Origin of the sequence: Haloterrigena turkmenica DSM 5511, assembly GCF_000025325.1 — an archaeon.
Lineage (GTDB): Archaea > Halobacteriota > Halobacteria > Halobacteriales > Natrialbaceae > Haloterrigena > Haloterrigena turkmenica.
Window position 1 is genome coordinate 110,905 of sequence record NC_013745.1, and the last position, 16,452, is coordinate 127,356.

Here is a 16,452-nt window from a genome sequence, read left to right on the forward strand (position 1 = left end):
CCCTACGCTCTGGACACGCAGCGAGTGGTCAGTCTTCGCCAGGTGGGGTGGTGATCCGGAGTTCGCCGTCGACCGCGTAGAAGTAGCCCCGATTGAGTAGCCGCGTCAGCGCATATTCGGCATCGTCGGGTTCGAGCGCCAGGTCTTCGTCCGCACAGAGTACGTCGACGGCCTGGTCACGGTTGATCGCTGGCGCCACGCTTTGGCTGCTATCGCCGGCTGTCTCCGTGATAGAGGTCTCGGTGACAGTATAGGCGTCCGTCACCCAGTCGGGGAGCGGTGGGCGTGGATCGTCGACCATTGACATATATCAGATCACCTCTATATGGAGAAGACACTACCATCCGGCTTAACTCTATTCCCGTATCGAAGAAAAGAACATCCGCTGCTACTGTCCACTAGTACCGATCTTGCCCTGTGCTATAGTAGGAATTAGAAATAATTACTCATATTTGGTACAGAGAGATGATCAAGAGCTGTATCAATCGCTGTTGTGAGTTCGTCGAGTGACTTAAAGAAGCGGTTGCTGAGTGCCGCTTGTAGCTGTCTCCAGCACTCTTCGACAGGATTTAGCTCTGGTGAGTACGATGGCAGCGTCACGAAGGCGAGGTCGTTACGGGCCGTAAGGTCCGTGACGGCCGACGCCTGAAAATACGGCGCTCCATCCAACACAATAATCAAATCACCTTCGAACTCTTTGCATAACGCGAGAATGAAATGTTTGGCGTGGGCGGCGGTCACGTACTCTTCAAATCGAGCGAAAAAGCGATCACCGTGTTCGGTGATCGCGCCCAGCAAACACGTCCAGTCGCGTTGGCCAGATAATTCGACAGACGGCCGCGTGCCGCGGGGAAACCACGCGGCACGCGGCTCAACTTGCACGGATTTCTTGGTTTGATCGATACAGACTACTGTGGCGTCCATCTCCCGCCGCTTTTTTTGAGCTCATCGTGGAACTCATCTTGTTCATCTTCGTCGGCTTCAGCGGCTGAGCGGCGCGGTTTTTGATAGCTCAATCCCGCTTCTTTCAGCAACCGCCGGCAACTCGGGATTGAGTATTCCACATCGTAGGCTTCCTCGAGATACTGCTGGACGAGCGCCGGCGTCCACGCCGGCGCGTCGAATCCAACTTCTTCGGGTGAGTCGTGGACAACGTTTTCGAACTCTTCTTGCTCTTTTTCTGAGAGCTTTCTCTTTCTCCCAGATCGGTGAGCATCAGTAACGGCCTGCTCAAGCGACTCGTTAGTGTCGAGTCGTTTGAGCCAACTATAGATCGTCCGTCGTTGAACGTCGTACCACTCGGCTAGTTCAGTCTGCGTAACACCGTTTTTGTACGCTATTGCTACCAAAAGCCGTTGTGTCGGCTTCTTTCCTTCCACGTTGTCGAGGGCATCTTGCAATTCCTCGACGGAGATCTCGTCGAGATGATCCACTGCATTTAGCAACGTTCTCTGAGTAGAAATTTCTAACGGGTACTATAGCTACCATCAGAGTATAATGCGCTGTACTGCGTATCCATCCGTATGTCGGAAAAGGAACTCGACGGTAAGCGACTCAATCGTGGTGACGACGCTACCGATACCCAGACCGACTCGACGATCGTTAGTGATGGCGGCGTTCAGACCGGTGACGACGGTCAGCGGAAGCTAGAAGGGATGCACTGCCGGGGTGCCAACCGTCCCACGCACGACTAGGGTGCCGGTGTGATGAGACGGGGGTGACCAATGTAAACCGCACGAGAGCACCAGTGAGGTGCCAGTATCGACGCGCCATCTGGGTGCCATCGTGACCGCACTAGTTGGGTGCCGTCTTGTGCGAAACACCGTGGTTCCAGTAACAGCAGATCATGTGGACTCGAGATCACTCATGAACTCGACAGCAGTAGGGGACTGAGGGTCTCATAGAAGGATCCGCATGACGTTCTTTTCACCCAATCTGGAGCGAACTATCCGTTCAATACACGTGCGAATAAAGCGCTCCGCAGACAAGGGATGCTGCTCGATTTCGGTGGAATAGTATCATAAAATATACTGTGGCTCCTGATTCTCAAACCACTATGCAAAGATTGGACAACTACTATGCGACTGAGTAGCGTGGTTCCACTTGATCTGCTTCCGGATGACACTGGCTGGAGGCAGATCGGTCCACCGGCTACCAACTATATCTGCGCCTCGATTGGCTGCGTAGTAGCATACGAAGGGGGCTAATTACCCCTTTCCATCACCACCGGAGCAGTAATTACCTGTATTGCAGAAAGTCGGTTAGACTTGCAAGCGCTACGTGTAGGACTATCCACAGAGGGCTGGGCGATTCATATAGTATGTCCACTCCCCGATCGTCCGAAGACGAATGCCATCACATCTACACAACTGACGAGAACCGCAGTCTGAGCATTGCGATTGTAGAGGCGGTTGCAGAGTACGAGAATGCCAATTTGATGGAACGTGAGTTCAGACTGTACGATAGCATAAACCCGTCAGCACTCAATACGTTGTTCCAATCCAATCAGGAGGCTGCTGTAACAGTATCGTTTGCCGTTAGTAATTCTCAAGTCTTTCTACGAGACATTGGTGACGGAGTCGAAATTTGTGTTTCCGATCTCCCGAATGGCTAAACAATAGCCGTTCCACTCTCAGTCCGCAGATCGCCGATTGAGAGAGATCCAACCTCGTTAGATGTCATTCTTCCTCAGAATTCGGAGGGTCAATACCAGCAATCCACTTTTGATTACAATTAACACATTCGAGTTCAACTTTACCCCCTGTTCAAGCAAGATGCTGAAATTTTCCATCCCACAGTTCGGGCAAACAGCACTTTCCATACTCATTTTTCCTCTCTCTTTGTAAAAGTTATCGCGTAAGAAAGGTGTAAAAAAATGAGCGACAAAGGAACACAGCCTCGGAGAGATCGTGTTTCTCGGTCAATTTATGCAGGAACGCAGCGGCTGGATCAGTGACTCGTTGTCCGAACACTGCGACATCGAGAATCAGCCGTGAGTCGAGATCCATTGTAGCATATACCCAAGACCAGTCGCTGTTGGTTTTGACAGTGGTTTTATCAATAGCGACCCGCGACGGCTTCGCCGTCCTCAGAACGCTTCGCGTTCTGATGGGCCGCACGAGAGCTTTGCTCTCGTGGACGTCGGCGGGTCTGAGACGCTGTCAGCCAGCCGCTGTACCCAGTGCCAGATTGCTTGGTGAGAGCGTTCAACGCCGAGCAAGCGAAGAATCGTTTGTGTCTCTCGAAGCGAACACCCGGTCGCGTGGAGGCGGACGGCGAACACCCTGACGGGCGTCGCCGTCCGCTCACGCTCCCAAGCTTCATCAAATTCCGTCGCGTAGCACTCGCTGAGCAGGTCTGCGAGCATCATTCCAACTCAACTCCACGATCTGCTCACTTCTCAAACCGCGCTAACTAGACGGTGCCGAGTAGGCAAATATATCAGTGAATGTGGCCTGAGAGCGCGTGGTCAAGTTGATGCCTATTCTTCGATCTCGAACTGCGGATTCCAGACTACTTCCCACAGGTGGTCGTCTGGGTCAAGGAAGTGGCCCGAATATCCGCCCCATTCACGGTCACGTGGCGGGTCGGTGATTTTTGCGCCTGCTTCGTCCGCTGTCTTCAGTACGGCATCGACTGCTTCTTTCGACGCAACGTTGTGGCCGAGGGTGAATTCTGTAGAACTGGGTGCTGCCTCCTCAACGTTCGCGTCTTCTGCGATTTGCTGTTTCGGGTAAAGTGCAAGCTGCAAGCCATTATTCAACGGGAAGAAAGCAACAGCTCCCCCTTCAAATTCAGTTCCGACTATACCCTCCGTCGGCCAACCCAAACCTTCGTGGTAAAAGTCGAGTGACGTTTCGAGGTCGCTGACTCCCAACGTGATGACGGTAATTCGTGGTTCCATAAGCGGACTCGCCTGTTCTGGACTGACGGTTTCCAGCACCGTAGAGAATGGACTGGTGGCGAGATATACCTTTCTCTGGCAACACGAAGGCGAGCCAGAGTATTAAGAGAGCTATCGATCGTGTTCACTGTACCAAATGATTCGTAGTTCACCTGTACTGAGCGCCTCAAGTAACCCCCATCCAAGTCCGAACCGGTGACCGATACGCGCCCTGGGTCTTGTTTAGACGCGCGAAATCAGACGAGTTAGGCCCTGAGAGATTGTTCAATGTTTCTGACAGCGGCCTTAAGGACGAGCTCTCGGAACTGTCCAAACCACGTTCTTGCCTTAAGTGTTGAACCGAATCGCTTGCGTAACGCGAAAAATATCGATTCTGCGATAGACCGTTGATGGTAGGTTTCATCATCAATCCGAGCATTGTGTGCGGCGTCGAGTGAGTAGAACTCACGATGCTTGATCACCGGTCTAATTCCCTCGCTTCGCAGCATCTGTCGAAGTTCATCCCAATCAAATCCTTTATCAGCGACGACAGTATCTACGTTGCTTAGGTCCTTTTCAGGACTTGCCACGCAATCTGCGTGTCATGTGGAAGGTTCATCGAGCAGTGTACATCGAGAATAGCTCGCGTAGAACAGTCTACAAGAATAGTGGTTTTGACCGACTCAAACGTCCCTTTAACGCGCTTTGCGTAGTTATGGCTAGACGAGCGATAAGCGATGCTGGTTGAGTCGATTGCTTGAACCTCTCCGGTATCGAATAGTTTCGCCGACAGCTGCAACAGCATCCGCCAGACGGGCATTTTGAGATCTTGTTTTCGAGCACAAACGGTGGTGAAGTCCGGCAACTCATCCGGTGCAAGGCCGAGTTTGGCGACAATAGCAGGCATTTCTCGAAGAATATCTAGCAACTGTCGGTAGGAGTGATCGAGGTATTCTCGGAGACCATGGATCGCTACGATCACCCAATCAGCGTAGCCATCTTTTCCTTTACTGAGAGGTTCTTTCGAACCGCTTCCGACAGCTTTTTGAGACAATTCGACGCATCGTTCGGTGAAGCGGGCCAGTTTGGAGTGCACATCCACCTGTGCTCGCTTCATTTCCCAGAATTCCCGACATAGAGGCAATATTACTAGCGTCCAAACACGGCCCAGGGCATCTATTGAGCACCAAATTACGGAAATCATCACTGGGAAGGGGTATTCTTAGCTCACGGTCGGAGCGTAAGCTGTGACCGCTGACTTCGGTCGTGATGAGGCATGGTGCCGACTTCGACTCGATCACAACACTGACATACACCGATTCCCTGTACGTTCATCAGTTGGGTATTGCAGTCTGGGCAGTGGCTCGGGGGTGGTGCAGCCGAGTCAGGGGCATACGGGAACAGCTCAAGGTCGTCCGTTCTGAGGGCTGCAATCGCGTCCATTACTCCGTGGTGATCGTCACCCCATGAGTGTGGGAAGACGTTCGCCAATTGCTCTCCAACGTATACAGCAAGACACATCATTGGAGTTCGGAGCGTGGTCTGTATTTCGTTCGTAAAGGTGGACGTGGAAGTCCGAACGCTGAACGGCGGTTGGATGCTGCCCCCGTGTTTACCGACCCACATTTCCATCTGTTCAAACGCATCGATCGCGTCGCTGTAGGGTATTTGGTCTGTGAGCGTGATTGCTGCCGGCCACGCGTGTATCACCAGGTTGTCAATATGATCCGCAGAGTCAAGCTGGTGTAACGTGTCGATTTTGCTGTCGATTGGCTCAACTAGTCCGTCCGGACGGACATACACCTCTACGGTCAGTTCGTTGGCATGAATGTTCATGGGACTCCCACGAAGGGGATAAGAGGCTTACATCCCGTGGCTAGATAACGGTTGGTCCGGTATAAAATGATTGTCTCGGATAATCAAATATCTGGTAAATGGGCTGGTTTGCATATGTAGTTGCCGTTCAGTGCAGAGAGAGTACTGACCGTTGCAGCATTAAGGGAAATACGGGCCATCGAATCATAGTTGGGCGATTGGTCCATGATCTGCCTCTATAGCACAATAATCTACGTAAATAAGGGTGGGAATCAGACAGAAGTCTGTTCAATACAAGTCAAACCTGGCACTCGTAGAAGGAGAGATTATTGTGAAATTAGGGGAGCTGTGCCTGTTCAAACCAGAATCGTTCGAGTGAATCCATTAGTGAACTAAGCGCATCAGGGGCTATCGGTTTTGTCAGATAGGCATTAGCGCGGGCATCGTAGCATCGCGCAATGTCTTCGTCGGTTTCAGAACTAGCGAGCATTATCACGGGGAGTGGTTTGAGTTGTGGGTCCTTTCGAATTTCGCCGAGAACTCCACACCCATCTCGACCAGGAAGATTCAAATCTAAGAGAACGAGATCGGGCAGCGGGTTCCCCGTGGACTGCTGCAAAAACTCTACGGCATTGTCTCCACTGGAAACTGTATGTAGTGTTATCTCTCGTTTTGTCGTCTTGAGCCCTTCCTGAATAAGCTGAACATCGTCGGGGGTATCTTCGACAAGGAGAATATCGATTGCGTCGTTGGAGGGAGTGTCGTGCATAGTGTCGGCGAGAATGAATTCTGTGATGCGCCCGTGACCGTTACACGACCATTCAGCCGGCAAACACCCTCTCTGCAAAGGGTGACGCACAGTGCAAAATTTCTCGTTATTAACGAAAGGAGTTGGAGATATATAAAGAGGGCGTTTATTTACATCATCAAAACAAACAGGCGGAGATCAGTTTGCATACTCAGTTACCGAATTGCTCACTTCGATTTCGATCGTATTTCTGAATAAAGAAACCGTGCTACTATCTACTAGTAGTTAGTCACCCAGAATCGCCTCCCGCGCCTTCTCGAGTTTCTGGAACCGGCCGGACGAGCCGCTCGCGTCGGGGTGGCCCTCGAGGTCTTTCACCTGCGCCCGGAACGCCGCCTGCACGATCTCGTCCGGTGTGTCTGGCGCAACATCTAGGACTTCGTGTGGTTCCTCGTCGCCGAGAGGATTGCTCTCAAACGGTGCTGGCGGCGCTGCAATCGCCTCGCCGGTGCCGCCCTGGACGTCGCCGCCGTCCGGCGGCAGCTGGGCAACCTCGTCGATGTCCCACGCGGTCTCTACGGCCTCCTGGGCAAGTGAAGCATCGGGAAGAGATCCTGCCAGTCGCAGTGGGTCTCGTGGCAGGTGACCAAGACGCCCTCGTCGGCCTCGCGGATCGTCTCGCTCTCGAGTGGCTGGTCAACCTTGATCTCGTCACTCTGCATCGGGGCTACCCCGCATGCAATCTGTATTCACCGAGCGATCAGGTCCCAGAGATACTTGCCAGCTGATTGTAGATTTATTAGTGTTTGCTGCATGTTAACTATTAGACTTAGGACCATCCGTGTACTCGGGGATCCACGGTGGCATCGATCGGTCCTTCGACCAGCCGAACAGGTGACGTTTCCCGTTGGCGTAGTAGTACCGATAGGCGTCGACGTAGTTGTCGGCCGTCCACTCTCCAGTCAGTTGCGGCGGATCGTCGCGAATGCGTTCTTCCTCGAGCGAGCGAACGGTCGCCCACGAGCCGTGTTCGATGGATTTCGCCACGATAGAGGTGAGCCATTGACGAACTCAGTGCCATCTCCTCTTCTAATAACCCCTCGCCAACTTCGCGGTGTTCAGCGTCACTGGGATCAATATCCTTTGCTGATTCCTGAGCCATTGCGGTTAGATGCTTTCAACGACCGAGGTAATAGAGGCAGTATTTTTGGATACCATAATCTAACTGACTTATTCACTCTCTTATTTTTCTTCCCTATTGCCGAATTTAGAACAGTATAGAAATCGGTAATAAATATTTCCGGAAGAGAAAACCGGTACTTCGGATCTCCTCTCTTCTATTGTCTCGAGATTCTCGGGATCGAGTTCTACCCCTTGAGCAAACACACCGATTTCAGCGGGTGTAAGTCGATCAACTTCCCGACTTCCACTCGCTCCACTAACTGCTCACCATTGAGACGGTGGTCGATATTAATTGAAACATCAACATTGGTTACTTCTCCGGCTAATGGCTCGTTCGGATCTGTATTCCGATGGTTCCTCGTTGTCGTCGAACTCACCGCGCGTGATCGGCTGCTAGTTGTCTCGTACCTCTTCAAAGACGGCGTCCAGTGCGACTGGTTCGAGGGGAGTGCGATACCTGTTCCCGACGGAGGATTCCCGCCCGTGTTACGTGGTGCGAAGCATGGCTCCTAGAGTTCGTACAAAACGAGGGCGGTGGTTCTGGTGACTGACTCGAGCGGTAACGTCTTGAGGGGAACTCAGCGATCTTGTATCCCATCCGTTCAAAAGGTAGAGATTCGTTGAATCCCTGCTACGGCAGGTGGTGGGTGTGTCTCAGAACAACTGCCTCTGACATCCGGGACTGGCTTTTAATTGAATTCTGGGTATTATCAAGATATAGAAACACATCACAGGCTGCCGACATCTCCGACAACCAGCGACCGAACGATAGATCCGGGAAAACAGCGTCGTGACTCAGGTGGTTCGGCGTGAAAGTAATGTCCCCCCTCGAGCGTCCTTCCAAACCGGATGGAGCAATTAGCGGAACACTCTGGAAGTTCGACTGTCAACTCGCCGCAGCCCGGACTCATGCGACGTTTGAAGGCCATGATGTGCCGCCACGTGCCGTATTCGAGGGCTATGACCGCGTGTTCCATCCGTGGATCCGTAGCTGGCGAGTCGGTGAGATCCGGGAGACACTCCGGTCGAAATTCGTGGGGACGCTACTATGAGTATAGATACCTCGGAACACCAAATGCACACTTACGGCTGCGGTGGGATCGACATTCGACCGGTCGACGATCATCCCGAGCGCTGTCGCTGCCGAAGTCGGGACGTTTCTCGAACCGGGGTCTGTAGCGAGAATACGCGGATAGCTTGCATCAGCTATAGCTATGGTATGTACCATCTGCTATTGCTGGGAACGGCCATACTGTTCGAGTGCCTCACGGATCTCGGCGAGCGTCCTGTTCGTGGTATGTTCATCAATCCGCTGTCGACGACTCTGGTCTCGTCAAGCTTTTAGGATATGCTCAGCGGTTTGGCTCGTCGACGATAGTTCACGATCCAATACCCAGCCGAGCACGCCACCGTAGACGAGGTGTAGAACGAGCTATCGCCGGCGTGATCGACTGAAGAAGGGATCGCCACTCTCATTATGCGGAATTCTGTAAGTGCTACCCCATTACTTACCCGTCTGGCGACCTGCTGATACACAATGTCATCACCAGATGTCCAGCAGTCGCTGTCGACTATCCAGTGTGATGCGTGCCAGTCTGCCGTTCAATCTGGCGGCCAGCAGACAGTATCATTTCTCCTCCTCGAGGGACTCACGATCCCCGTTCTCGGCTGTGACGACCATCTCGAGCAGTTTTCCTCGATCTGTGAATTGAGTTCCGACGACACGGCCGATATCTTGCATCATCGACCGGCCGGCGGTCTTTCCTGTCCCAGTTGCCGCCTCGCACCGTATAATGCATCCTATCCCATGATACAAGTTCAGGACGGGGCCATCGTCCCGATAGCGTGCCCGGAGCACCAGTCAGAGATTGCCCAGCGGTTCCAGACCGGACTCCGAACCCGGCAACAGCTGACGTCTGACCTCGTTACCCACATTGATTCATAAAGCGCTGCTCGAACGGCTCGAGGGACGCATCCCGCTGATCTATATTAGACATAGCCGCCGATCCCCGTCGAACTAGGCGATCTCACTGGCTTGAGAGGACTTGATTCTTGTACTCCGAAAACAGGTTTCCGGTTGACAAGGTTTTATTGAAATCAAGGTGACATCGTATAGGCGCAGGGTTTGTCAGACGTTCCCTCGTTCATGTCTCCCTGCTTATTGACAAGAGATCAGTACGGCTCCCCAGTCGTACACTCTTCCCTCAAGACATAGCTGCTCGAAGACACGGTTCTATCGGCTTGAATCCCTACCCTCTACCCTCGTGTATCTAAACCCCGGCCGTAGATACGTCTCTCTGGTCGAGCATGGAATATTGGGGAGAGAGTAGACCTCTTTTTCAGGGACTTGGCACAGTCCCGACAGATCGTCTTATCGACCGTACCCGCTGATAGCACTCGGTTGGTAACTATCTCACCGCACTGGTGTTCCACAGAAACGTCCTGCTGCTTGAGCTCAACGACATCGTCCGCTCGTGACCACCCCCGTAGATAGACCTTAGATAGCCTTAAGTGTACCAGTTCTCGACAACTCACTATGTCGAACATCAATTTCGAGGTTGACGACGACCAATACGAGAGGAGGCGGTGTGACTATGCCCGAATGTGAAGAGTGCGGAGGGTTCGTCACTCAAGACTTTATTCGAGTGTTCGGCATTAGCGGCGAGGTACACGGCTGTCCCCACTGTATGACCAATCGAGAATTGGGTGACGGTGATGCGACCTCGAGGAGCGAGTGACCGACAACGAAGTGTATACGCCGCTGCCAGACATACCCACTACCAGACCCCGCCCAACAGCCACGGTCTTACCCGTACTCGCGAGATCACCGAACAGCCACTCTCCCATCTCCCGGACTCGGTGACGCAATGCACGTTCTGCTCCGGCGAGTACCAACCCTGTTCGACTAGTGACTGGGAGAAGCAAGACCCGTCCGAATGCCGGTCCTACGATGTGGCTGCGGAAGGTTCGTGACCGGGAAGGCAAATAAGATTCTCTCGACCCAGACTGAGTTTCGTTATCTCTCCCTCTTTTTCCAGATCCGACAACAGACGACTGACCTTGGCTTTCGACCAGTCGACCGCGTCAACGATCTCGGACTGTTTCATCTGCCCCCCGTTTTCCTGAAGCAGCCTGTGAACCTGCTCCCGATCAGTGCCGATCAATGTTTGGCTATGTGATGAGTCGACAGCAGCCGTGTCACCTCGTTTGAACCGATTCCAGACCACAAAAAGGACGCTAAGCATCGTGAGAGCACCAAGTCCGAGTACCGCAACAAGATCGGCTGCAATCCACGCGATACCTGATATGCTGTCGGTCACTCCAAATGTCCCCAACACAGCATATATGTTATTCATTCAAGCCATCCTCCGTATGATTTGGTATTCAGGTTTCGTGTTTTCGCTGCGTACACGCCGGCACGCTCTCACTCCGGATCTACTACCGATTCACCGGGATCGGAATCTATGGTAACATCCCACATATAACTATCAAGAGCCCAATATAAATGAGTATCATCTACAGCGGTGTATTCTGGAGAGCCTCGTCCAGTCTCTACCTCGAAAGAGGGAGACCGATCGCGGGAACCGACAACTGAAGGAGCCGGCTTCGGGAAAGCCCGAAACTACAAACCACTATACTGTCCAGTGGCCACAACGTTCTATTGAAAAGTTGTTTAAACAAAACATACTGTTACTCGGAAGACAGATCTTCATACGACTCTAACAATTCGAAGAGATCCGGGTGAGTTCCTGGTGAGCTTCGGCACCAGTTCCTACCGGACCTTCTAAACTGGCATCCACCTTGATCGAGGTCCTATACTCGAGATCGTCCTTGCTGAAGTCGTCTGATTCGACCATTTTGCTATTCTCGTTCCTCAGATTGGTCGGAGATTTTATTTCGCCTCACTTTCGTCTGAGTCGTGACGCTGTTTTCCGTGTGTAGTAACCGACATTGATAAACAGAACTGTCGTCGGATGTACGAATAGTGACGGCTAGATTAAGGGATGTCGATGCTGTTTTGAGAAAGTGGGTGAATAATATGGCACAATCCGAGCAAACACAATCCAAGCGCGTCGTCGGCGTCTGTGAGCGCTGCGGATCAGTATATGCTGCAAAAGTGCTTTCGTCGGGGCGAGTCCGTCCAATTGGAAGAGACAGTTGCTCTTGTGGAAACGAGAGATTCCGAACTATGCGGTGAGCAGTACTGTCGCTACTCATTTTGATCCCACCATTTCCGCTTGGAGTGATCGAATTCCACTATCGGTATGAAGCGGTAGTATATACATGACCACTCTACACCCGGCTCCAGCCCCTCTCAGAGAGTGGCGGTCATCAACCGTGTTACTGGCCCAACCACGGACGGTTCGATGACCGCCGCTCCTTCATCACCGACAGTGCGTTCAGTACCGCTCGAGGCGTTACCGCTCGAATCAGTCACCAGAACCACCGCTCTCGTTTCGCATGAACTCCGGCAGTGACGATCGCTGCGATCGGTATCTTCCGGTATCCGTACGTTGCGGATTTGGCATTATCACACGATGTCCGAGTAGTCGTAGTCCTATCGCTACTTCTCGTGACGCTCGTTCCGCTCGTGATATTAAGCGCCTCTATCCTCCGCGTGGCGACGATCGTCCGTCAAACGGTGACATACAGACCATTTGTTCCAGAATCTAATGGCTAATTCGTCCTAACGTCTCCTTTGATAGGAGGGATAGTGGAAAGACGGTTTTCTGGAACGGTTCCGTGGTTGCCACCGCTCAAAAAGCCGACTTTAGATCGCTCACGCTTGATCGCTTCGGGAGAAAATTCGCCGAGATAATGCTCTCAGAAGGTATCCCAGTCTCGCCAGCCACCCCAAGCCATTACGACTGATGGGAGGACTCCCTGCTCGAGGAGGGACGTCCACTAGGTACGACGGAGATCGTGGACATCGAGATACGCCCATCCCTCGTCGTCCGTCTATCTCTCGAGTTTGGTAGCGGCCTTCTGTACCCTCCGGTAGACGGTCGTTCCATCGACATCGATGAGGGGCTAGTCATCGGCCTGCTCGAACGCCAGCATGTTGGCGATCGCTTCGACTTTGTCGGGTACTGGTGGCTCGCGGTACTGATCGCGCTTGGCATAGTCTTCCCAGATACGAACGTGCTTTCCTGTCGGCCTCTCAACGAGATCGTTCGGAGTGATTTGAATAATCTCGGACCGACGAAGGCCGACACGCCCACCTAACAAGAACGCGAGCCGTTGATGGGGAATCTCGGCGTGATCGATCAGTGCGTCGAACTCTTCGTTCGAGAGCCAGACGCGCATCCCGTCTCGAGAGTCGTACTGTTTGAGTCGCATCTTAGACTGGTTGCAAACTACCTAGCTTTTGTGGCTCAATCGGATCGAAAAGAGTTAATTGAACCAGACACACAATAGAATCCGGATTCTCGTGCGATTCTTGTTACAGAATATGTGGTCGGTAAATAGGAAAGCAGTCCATCGATCAGGATCTCTGCGCTTTGATACCGCTCCTCGTATCATAATTCGTGATTACAGTAGATTGGGAACGCCAAGCATCTATAGCCATTCGGCAATAAACAGAGACAGCGGCTCTCATGATTACTGCCTTCACAACTTGGCTCCATTCGCAGAGAGGAGACGATAGCGAACGGGCCGCGAACCTCGGTCTCCAACTCGCTATCGCCACTGCGCTCGTCGAAGGAGTCCATCGGCGCGATCCGAGCGTGATCGTCAACGGTATCGTTTCGCTTCTGTTTGCAGCGATACCGAAATCTCTCGAGAACAGATACGGTGCTCGTTTCCGGCCGTGGCAACGACTGTGGGTCTCGGGAGCGGCGTTGGTCCACACGCTGGGGATGCTGGGTCCGTACGACCGGATCTGGTGGTGGGATCACCTCGCGCATACGCTATCTGGTGTCGTCGTCGCGGGGGCCACAGATATCTCGTTTCGAGCGGAGGCCGAAAAGGACACCCAAGGAAACTCTTTATCGAAGTCTAGACCGGCAGTGATCGTGGGGATAACACTCGGATTCGGTGTTCTCTGGGAGATACTTGAATACACCATCCACGCAATCGCCGATCGGAAAGGGTTCGAACCGCTGCTCGTTCACTACGGACGACTCGACGCGATCGGAGACATCATCTTTGACCTCTTGGGAGCGGGTCTCGTGGTCCTGTTTGGCCGAGACGGACTCTCCAACGTCACTGAATCGATCACCGACGAGAGCGGCGAATGATGGTCAACCGTGACCGCGAGAGGGAGCGGAACCCTAGTCGAGTGAGAAATAGTAGACTCATAAATATCGTGTGAATCACTCCAAGGGTAGATCATACCTTGCTAATACTGCCGTCCCTCTCATTATCGTCCGAGTACTGGGATCAAACATGGTTGGAGTCAACAAGGTAGAGACGGAGGAAGACTATATCCACGTCCGATTTAGAGATCCGGACCAATTCGACGAAATTCGGACGCCTGATTGGGCAGAGGATCCCGCCCACTCGGTCTCTGAGGGAAGTGAAGTGCGAATGGGACGGGAAGATGATAGTGACGACTGGAAGGTGGAGTCCGTTCTCATCAAGAAAAGTGTCGGCGAAGACAAGGCTGAAGAGCAGGCTCGGGATATCGTCGACAAGATCGAGTCGTAAGGACGCCCCAGCTTACATCGCCACCGTGTTGCGCTAGCCGATCACGACCGCCTGTGGAGTCAAACGGCTGGTACCGTTTTCTAACCAGTCCGCAAACAGCGAGCGATGATAGTAGCATTGCTGGAGGGAGTACTAACACCGAAAACTGTGGTGGAAGGCTATTTATCGGCTGGTCGCGACACTTCCCGCACACTCGAGAGTGACGTCGTCGACGGGCTCACAGCCAGTTCCGCACCACTGACAGCCGTTCCACTCGAGCGTCACCCAGAGACAACCGTCAGATCGTGGCCGGAACGATACCTTTCGCGGCGTCGCCGGCCTTGAGCGATGACGGCCTCGACGAGGACCCCCATGAGATCCTCAAGATCTCGCCGGACACCTCAGACGATGTTGTCAAGGCCGTCGCCCATCGGAAGTCGGCGGACGTCCATCCCGATAGCGATAGTCCCGATACGGAGGAGTACGTCCGGATCCAGAAGGCGAAAGATGCGCTGCTCGAGGGCTGACTCTATAGTTTCTCCGGATACTGCTGATAGTCTTTCTCGGCAACGGGATAGATTCCAGCCTCCGGTTGTACTGTTGGCCAGTATGCTTAATTCCCAATGACCGAATGCACCAAATGGCGGGGTGGAGAGTCCGTCGTTGCCGATAGCCTATCCGTTCGAACTGAGACATTCGTAAACGCCCGCCACCGATCGAGGATCGTTCCAACGTCGACCTATCCAGCCGACACCTGGTCTTCGATCGACCCCATCCGATTTACTCACTGACCAGTCGGAGGGGGGCTCCAACGCCGATCCGTATTCGGCGTTTCTCGTGCCTATGAGTGTTATCGGCAAAGTGTCCGAGTTAGTGGGGAAAGTGGATGTGAGTTCTGGAGTGACCAGTTGGGTCCAACCCGGACAGTAGCCAGTATCTGTGGGACTATAATAAAAGTCGGGAGTGTTTCGAGTCGTGAGTAATTGACTTAGCGCGTTCGGGATAGCGTCGGCGCAACCAAAGATGATTATGCGCTTTGACGCTGACTGGATGTCACGCGCCGATGATCGCATTCTGGAGCATCTTACTGAAGAGGGCCCAGATACCCCCAAGGAAATGGCTGACAGCGATCGTGTATGGTTCTCGCGGCAACACATCAACGCCCGCTGCAAGACGCTCGTTGAGTACGGCCTCGTCATCCACCTCGGCAACGGCGTCTACGACATCACCCGCGAGGGAGAGCAGTATCTTACCGGTGATCTCGACGCTCGCGACCTCGAGGCCGACTGAACTCAGCTGGCGGCATCCCTAGATAAAAAACGAGCTAGTCGCCAGTCTTGAACGACTTCGCATACGGTAGCCTAGAAGAAGGATTCCTTACTCGTCTTCGAGCGCTGCGTAGATCTCCGCGTGGCGGCGTCCGTCAAGCTTTCCCATTTCGAGGGCGATTTCGTGACGTTCGGCGTCGCTCTCGGCCGCCTGATACCGCTCGTATAGCTGACGGACCTCATCGTCGACCGTCGGCGAGGAATCGGTGCTGGACGCCATCGTTCTGTTGAAGATACTCTGTGTGTCCCTTTATCAGTTGCGACGAGCGCACGCCCGGAAGTAGATGACTGCAGTGTCTGTGTCGACCGCGGCTTCATCGGTTGCGAAGCGATGCAAGAGGGCTCGGATTTCATCACCGTAGTCAAACGTGTATCCGTTCAGCATATAGAAGACGACCACCGTTCGAAGCGCCGTTCGCTTGTTCCCGTCGACGAACGGATGATCCGCAACGAGCAACCGCATCAGATGGACCGCTTTTTCATGGATCGTCTCGGGCACCTCCCCGAAGAACCCTTCCGAGATGTACTGCAATGCGGAGGCAATCGCGTCCTCTGACCGAACTCCAGGTTCAGTAGTGTCGCCTTCTGCCACGATCTGCTCGTGGAGATCGAGGATGAGTTCGACGGCACTGTCTAGTTACGCGCTTCTGATGTAGAACGGTGTTTCAGCGCCTGTCGAAGCAGTACCGTATGCTATCGGATCATCACTTCTTCTGAGACGTTTGCTGAAGCAGTCGACTGTTCGCCGCTCGTGGAACAGGATCTCGTTATCTCAGATTACAGACGGTGGTTTCACAACCGATCCCGTCACTTCGTCATCGTCCTCTCTTGTGGTTTCCCTTATCTAGACAGTGCCAGTTCGACAGAGG

At 53.2% G+C, this 16,452-nt stretch carries 17 protein-coding genes and 3 pseudogenes; 6 read left to right on the top strand and 14 right to left on the bottom strand.

Annotated elements, in window-relative coordinates:
• Positions 1-28 precede the first annotated feature (28 nt).
• Entirely contained in the window at positions 29-307 is a 279-nt protein-coding gene (locus tag HTUR_RS22055; RefSeq protein WP_012945562.1) for a hypothetical protein, read from the bottom strand.
• A gap of 125 nt (positions 308-432) precedes the next feature.
• Positions 433-1,433, bottom strand: a protein-coding gene (locus tag HTUR_RS25910) for an IS630 family transposase (RefSeq protein ID WP_085943686.1) whose coding sequence is annotated in 2 segments (ribosomal slippage) — positions 433-941 and positions 941-1,433 — 1,002 coding nt in all. Because the reading frame shifts where the segments join, the coding sequence is not laid out codon by codon here.
• Positions 1,434-2,320: 887 nt separating this feature from the next.
• Here HTUR_RS25910 and HTUR_RS28695 point away from each other — a divergent pair.
• Complete coding sequence (locus HTUR_RS28695) at positions 2,321-2,614, top strand: HalOD1 output domain-containing protein (RefSeq protein WP_187291511.1); 294 nt, start codon at positions 2,321-2,323, stop codon at positions 2,612-2,614.
• 253 nt (positions 2,615-2,867) lie between these two features.
• Here HTUR_RS28695 and HTUR_RS25915 read toward each other — a convergent pair.
• The 8 genes and pseudogenes from HTUR_RS25915 to HTUR_RS28825 form a co-directional block, all read right to left on the bottom strand.
• Positions 2,868-3,370 (bottom strand): annotated as a pseudogene (locus tag HTUR_RS25915) (hypothetical protein); the annotation flags it as partial.
• Between the two features lie 111 nt (positions 3,371-3,481).
• Entirely contained in the window at positions 3,482-3,904 is a 423-nt protein-coding gene (locus HTUR_RS22075; protein ID WP_012945566.1) for a VOC family protein, read from the bottom strand.
• Positions 3,905-4,149: 245 nt separating this feature from the next.
• Positions 4,150-4,979 (bottom strand): annotated as a pseudogene (locus HTUR_RS22080) (IS5 family transposase).
• Positions 4,980-5,110: 131 nt separating this feature from the next.
• Positions 5,111-5,719 (bottom strand): HTH domain-containing protein, encoded by a 609-nt coding sequence (locus HTUR_RS28580; RefSeq protein WP_012945567.1) that lies wholly within the window; start codon positions 5,717-5,719, stop codon positions 5,111-5,113.
• 316 nt (positions 5,720-6,035) lie between these two features.
• Positions 6,036-6,467, bottom strand: coding sequence for a response regulator (locus HTUR_RS25920; protein ID WP_012945568.1), 432 nt, complete (start codon positions 6,465-6,467; stop codon positions 6,036-6,038).
• 554 nt (positions 6,468-7,021) lie between these two features.
• The gene (locus HTUR_RS27640) at positions 7,022-7,168 is read right to left on the bottom strand and encodes a hypothetical protein (RefSeq protein WP_012945569.1); all 147 of its coding nucleotides are present in this window, start codon (positions 7,166-7,168) and stop codon (positions 7,022-7,024) included.
• Positions 7,169-7,262: 94 nt separating this feature from the next.
• On the bottom strand, positions 7,263-7,493 hold the full coding sequence (locus HTUR_RS22090; protein ID WP_012945570.1) for a hypothetical protein: 231 nt from the start codon (positions 7,491-7,493) through the stop codon (positions 7,263-7,265).
• A pseudogene (locus HTUR_RS28825) lies at positions 7,456-7,608 on the bottom strand (DUF2270 domain-containing protein); the annotation flags it as partial. The gene HTUR_RS22090 and the pseudogene HTUR_RS28825, both read right to left, overlap by 38 nt.
• Positions 7,609-10,222: 2,614 nt before the next feature.
• On the opposite strand from HTUR_RS28825, the gene HTUR_RS28830 reads away from it, so the two are divergent.
• A complete protein-coding gene (locus HTUR_RS28830; RefSeq protein WP_449271837.1) occupies positions 10,223-10,366 on the top strand; it encodes a DUF7563 family protein in 144 nt (47 codons plus the stop codon).
• A 207-nt stretch (positions 10,367-10,573) separates the two neighbouring features.
• Here HTUR_RS28830 and HTUR_RS22100 read toward each other — a convergent pair whose 3' ends face one another.
• Positions 10,574-10,948 carry a helix-turn-helix transcriptional regulator gene (locus HTUR_RS22100; protein ID WP_226377563.1) on the bottom strand — a complete coding sequence of 125 codons (375 nt, stop codon included), beginning with the start codon at positions 10,946-10,948 and terminating at the stop codon, positions 10,574-10,576.
• 1,711 nt (positions 10,949-12,659) lie between these two features.
• Positions 12,660-12,935, bottom strand: coding sequence for a hypothetical protein (locus HTUR_RS28150; protein ID WP_226377564.1), 276 nt, complete (start codon positions 12,933-12,935; stop codon positions 12,660-12,662).
• 290 nt (positions 12,936-13,225) lie between these two features.
• Between HTUR_RS28150 and HTUR_RS22110 the strand changes: the two genes are divergently transcribed.
• The 4 genes from HTUR_RS22110 (at position 13,226) to HTUR_RS22125 (ending at position 15,545) form a co-directional block, all read left to right on the top strand.
• Positions 13,226-13,867: a hypothetical protein gene (locus HTUR_RS22110; protein ID WP_012945572.1), complete on the top strand. Its 642-nt coding sequence runs from the start codon at positions 13,226-13,228 to the stop codon at positions 13,865-13,867.
• A 148-nt stretch (positions 13,868-14,015) separates the two neighbouring features.
• Positions 14,016-14,276, top strand: a complete 261-nt coding sequence (locus HTUR_RS22115) for a hypothetical protein (protein ID WP_012945573.1) — start codon at positions 14,016-14,018, stop codon at positions 14,274-14,276.
• 320 nt (positions 14,277-14,596) lie between these two features.
• On the top strand, positions 14,597-14,782 hold the full coding sequence (locus HTUR_RS22120) for a hypothetical protein (RefSeq protein WP_049942038.1): 186 nt from the start codon (positions 14,597-14,599) through the stop codon (positions 14,780-14,782).
• 502 nt (positions 14,783-15,284) lie between these two features.
• On the top strand, positions 15,285-15,545 hold the full coding sequence (locus HTUR_RS22125) for a winged helix-turn-helix domain-containing protein (RefSeq protein ID WP_049942078.1): 261 nt from the start codon (positions 15,285-15,287) through the stop codon (positions 15,543-15,545).
• Positions 15,546-15,632: 87 nt separating this feature from the next.
• On the opposite strand, the gene HTUR_RS27645 is transcribed toward HTUR_RS22125, so the two are convergent.
• Together HTUR_RS27645 and HTUR_RS22130 are read right to left on the bottom strand one after the other, a co-directional pair.
• Entirely contained in the window at positions 15,633-15,803 is a 171-nt protein-coding gene (locus HTUR_RS27645; protein ID WP_012945576.1) for a hypothetical protein, read from the bottom strand.
• A gap of 33 nt (positions 15,804-15,836) precedes the next feature.
• Entirely contained in the window at positions 15,837-16,199 is a 363-nt protein-coding gene (locus HTUR_RS22130) for a type II toxin-antitoxin system death-on-curing family toxin (RefSeq protein WP_049942039.1), read from the bottom strand.
• Positions 16,200-16,452: the final 253 nt, after the last annotated feature.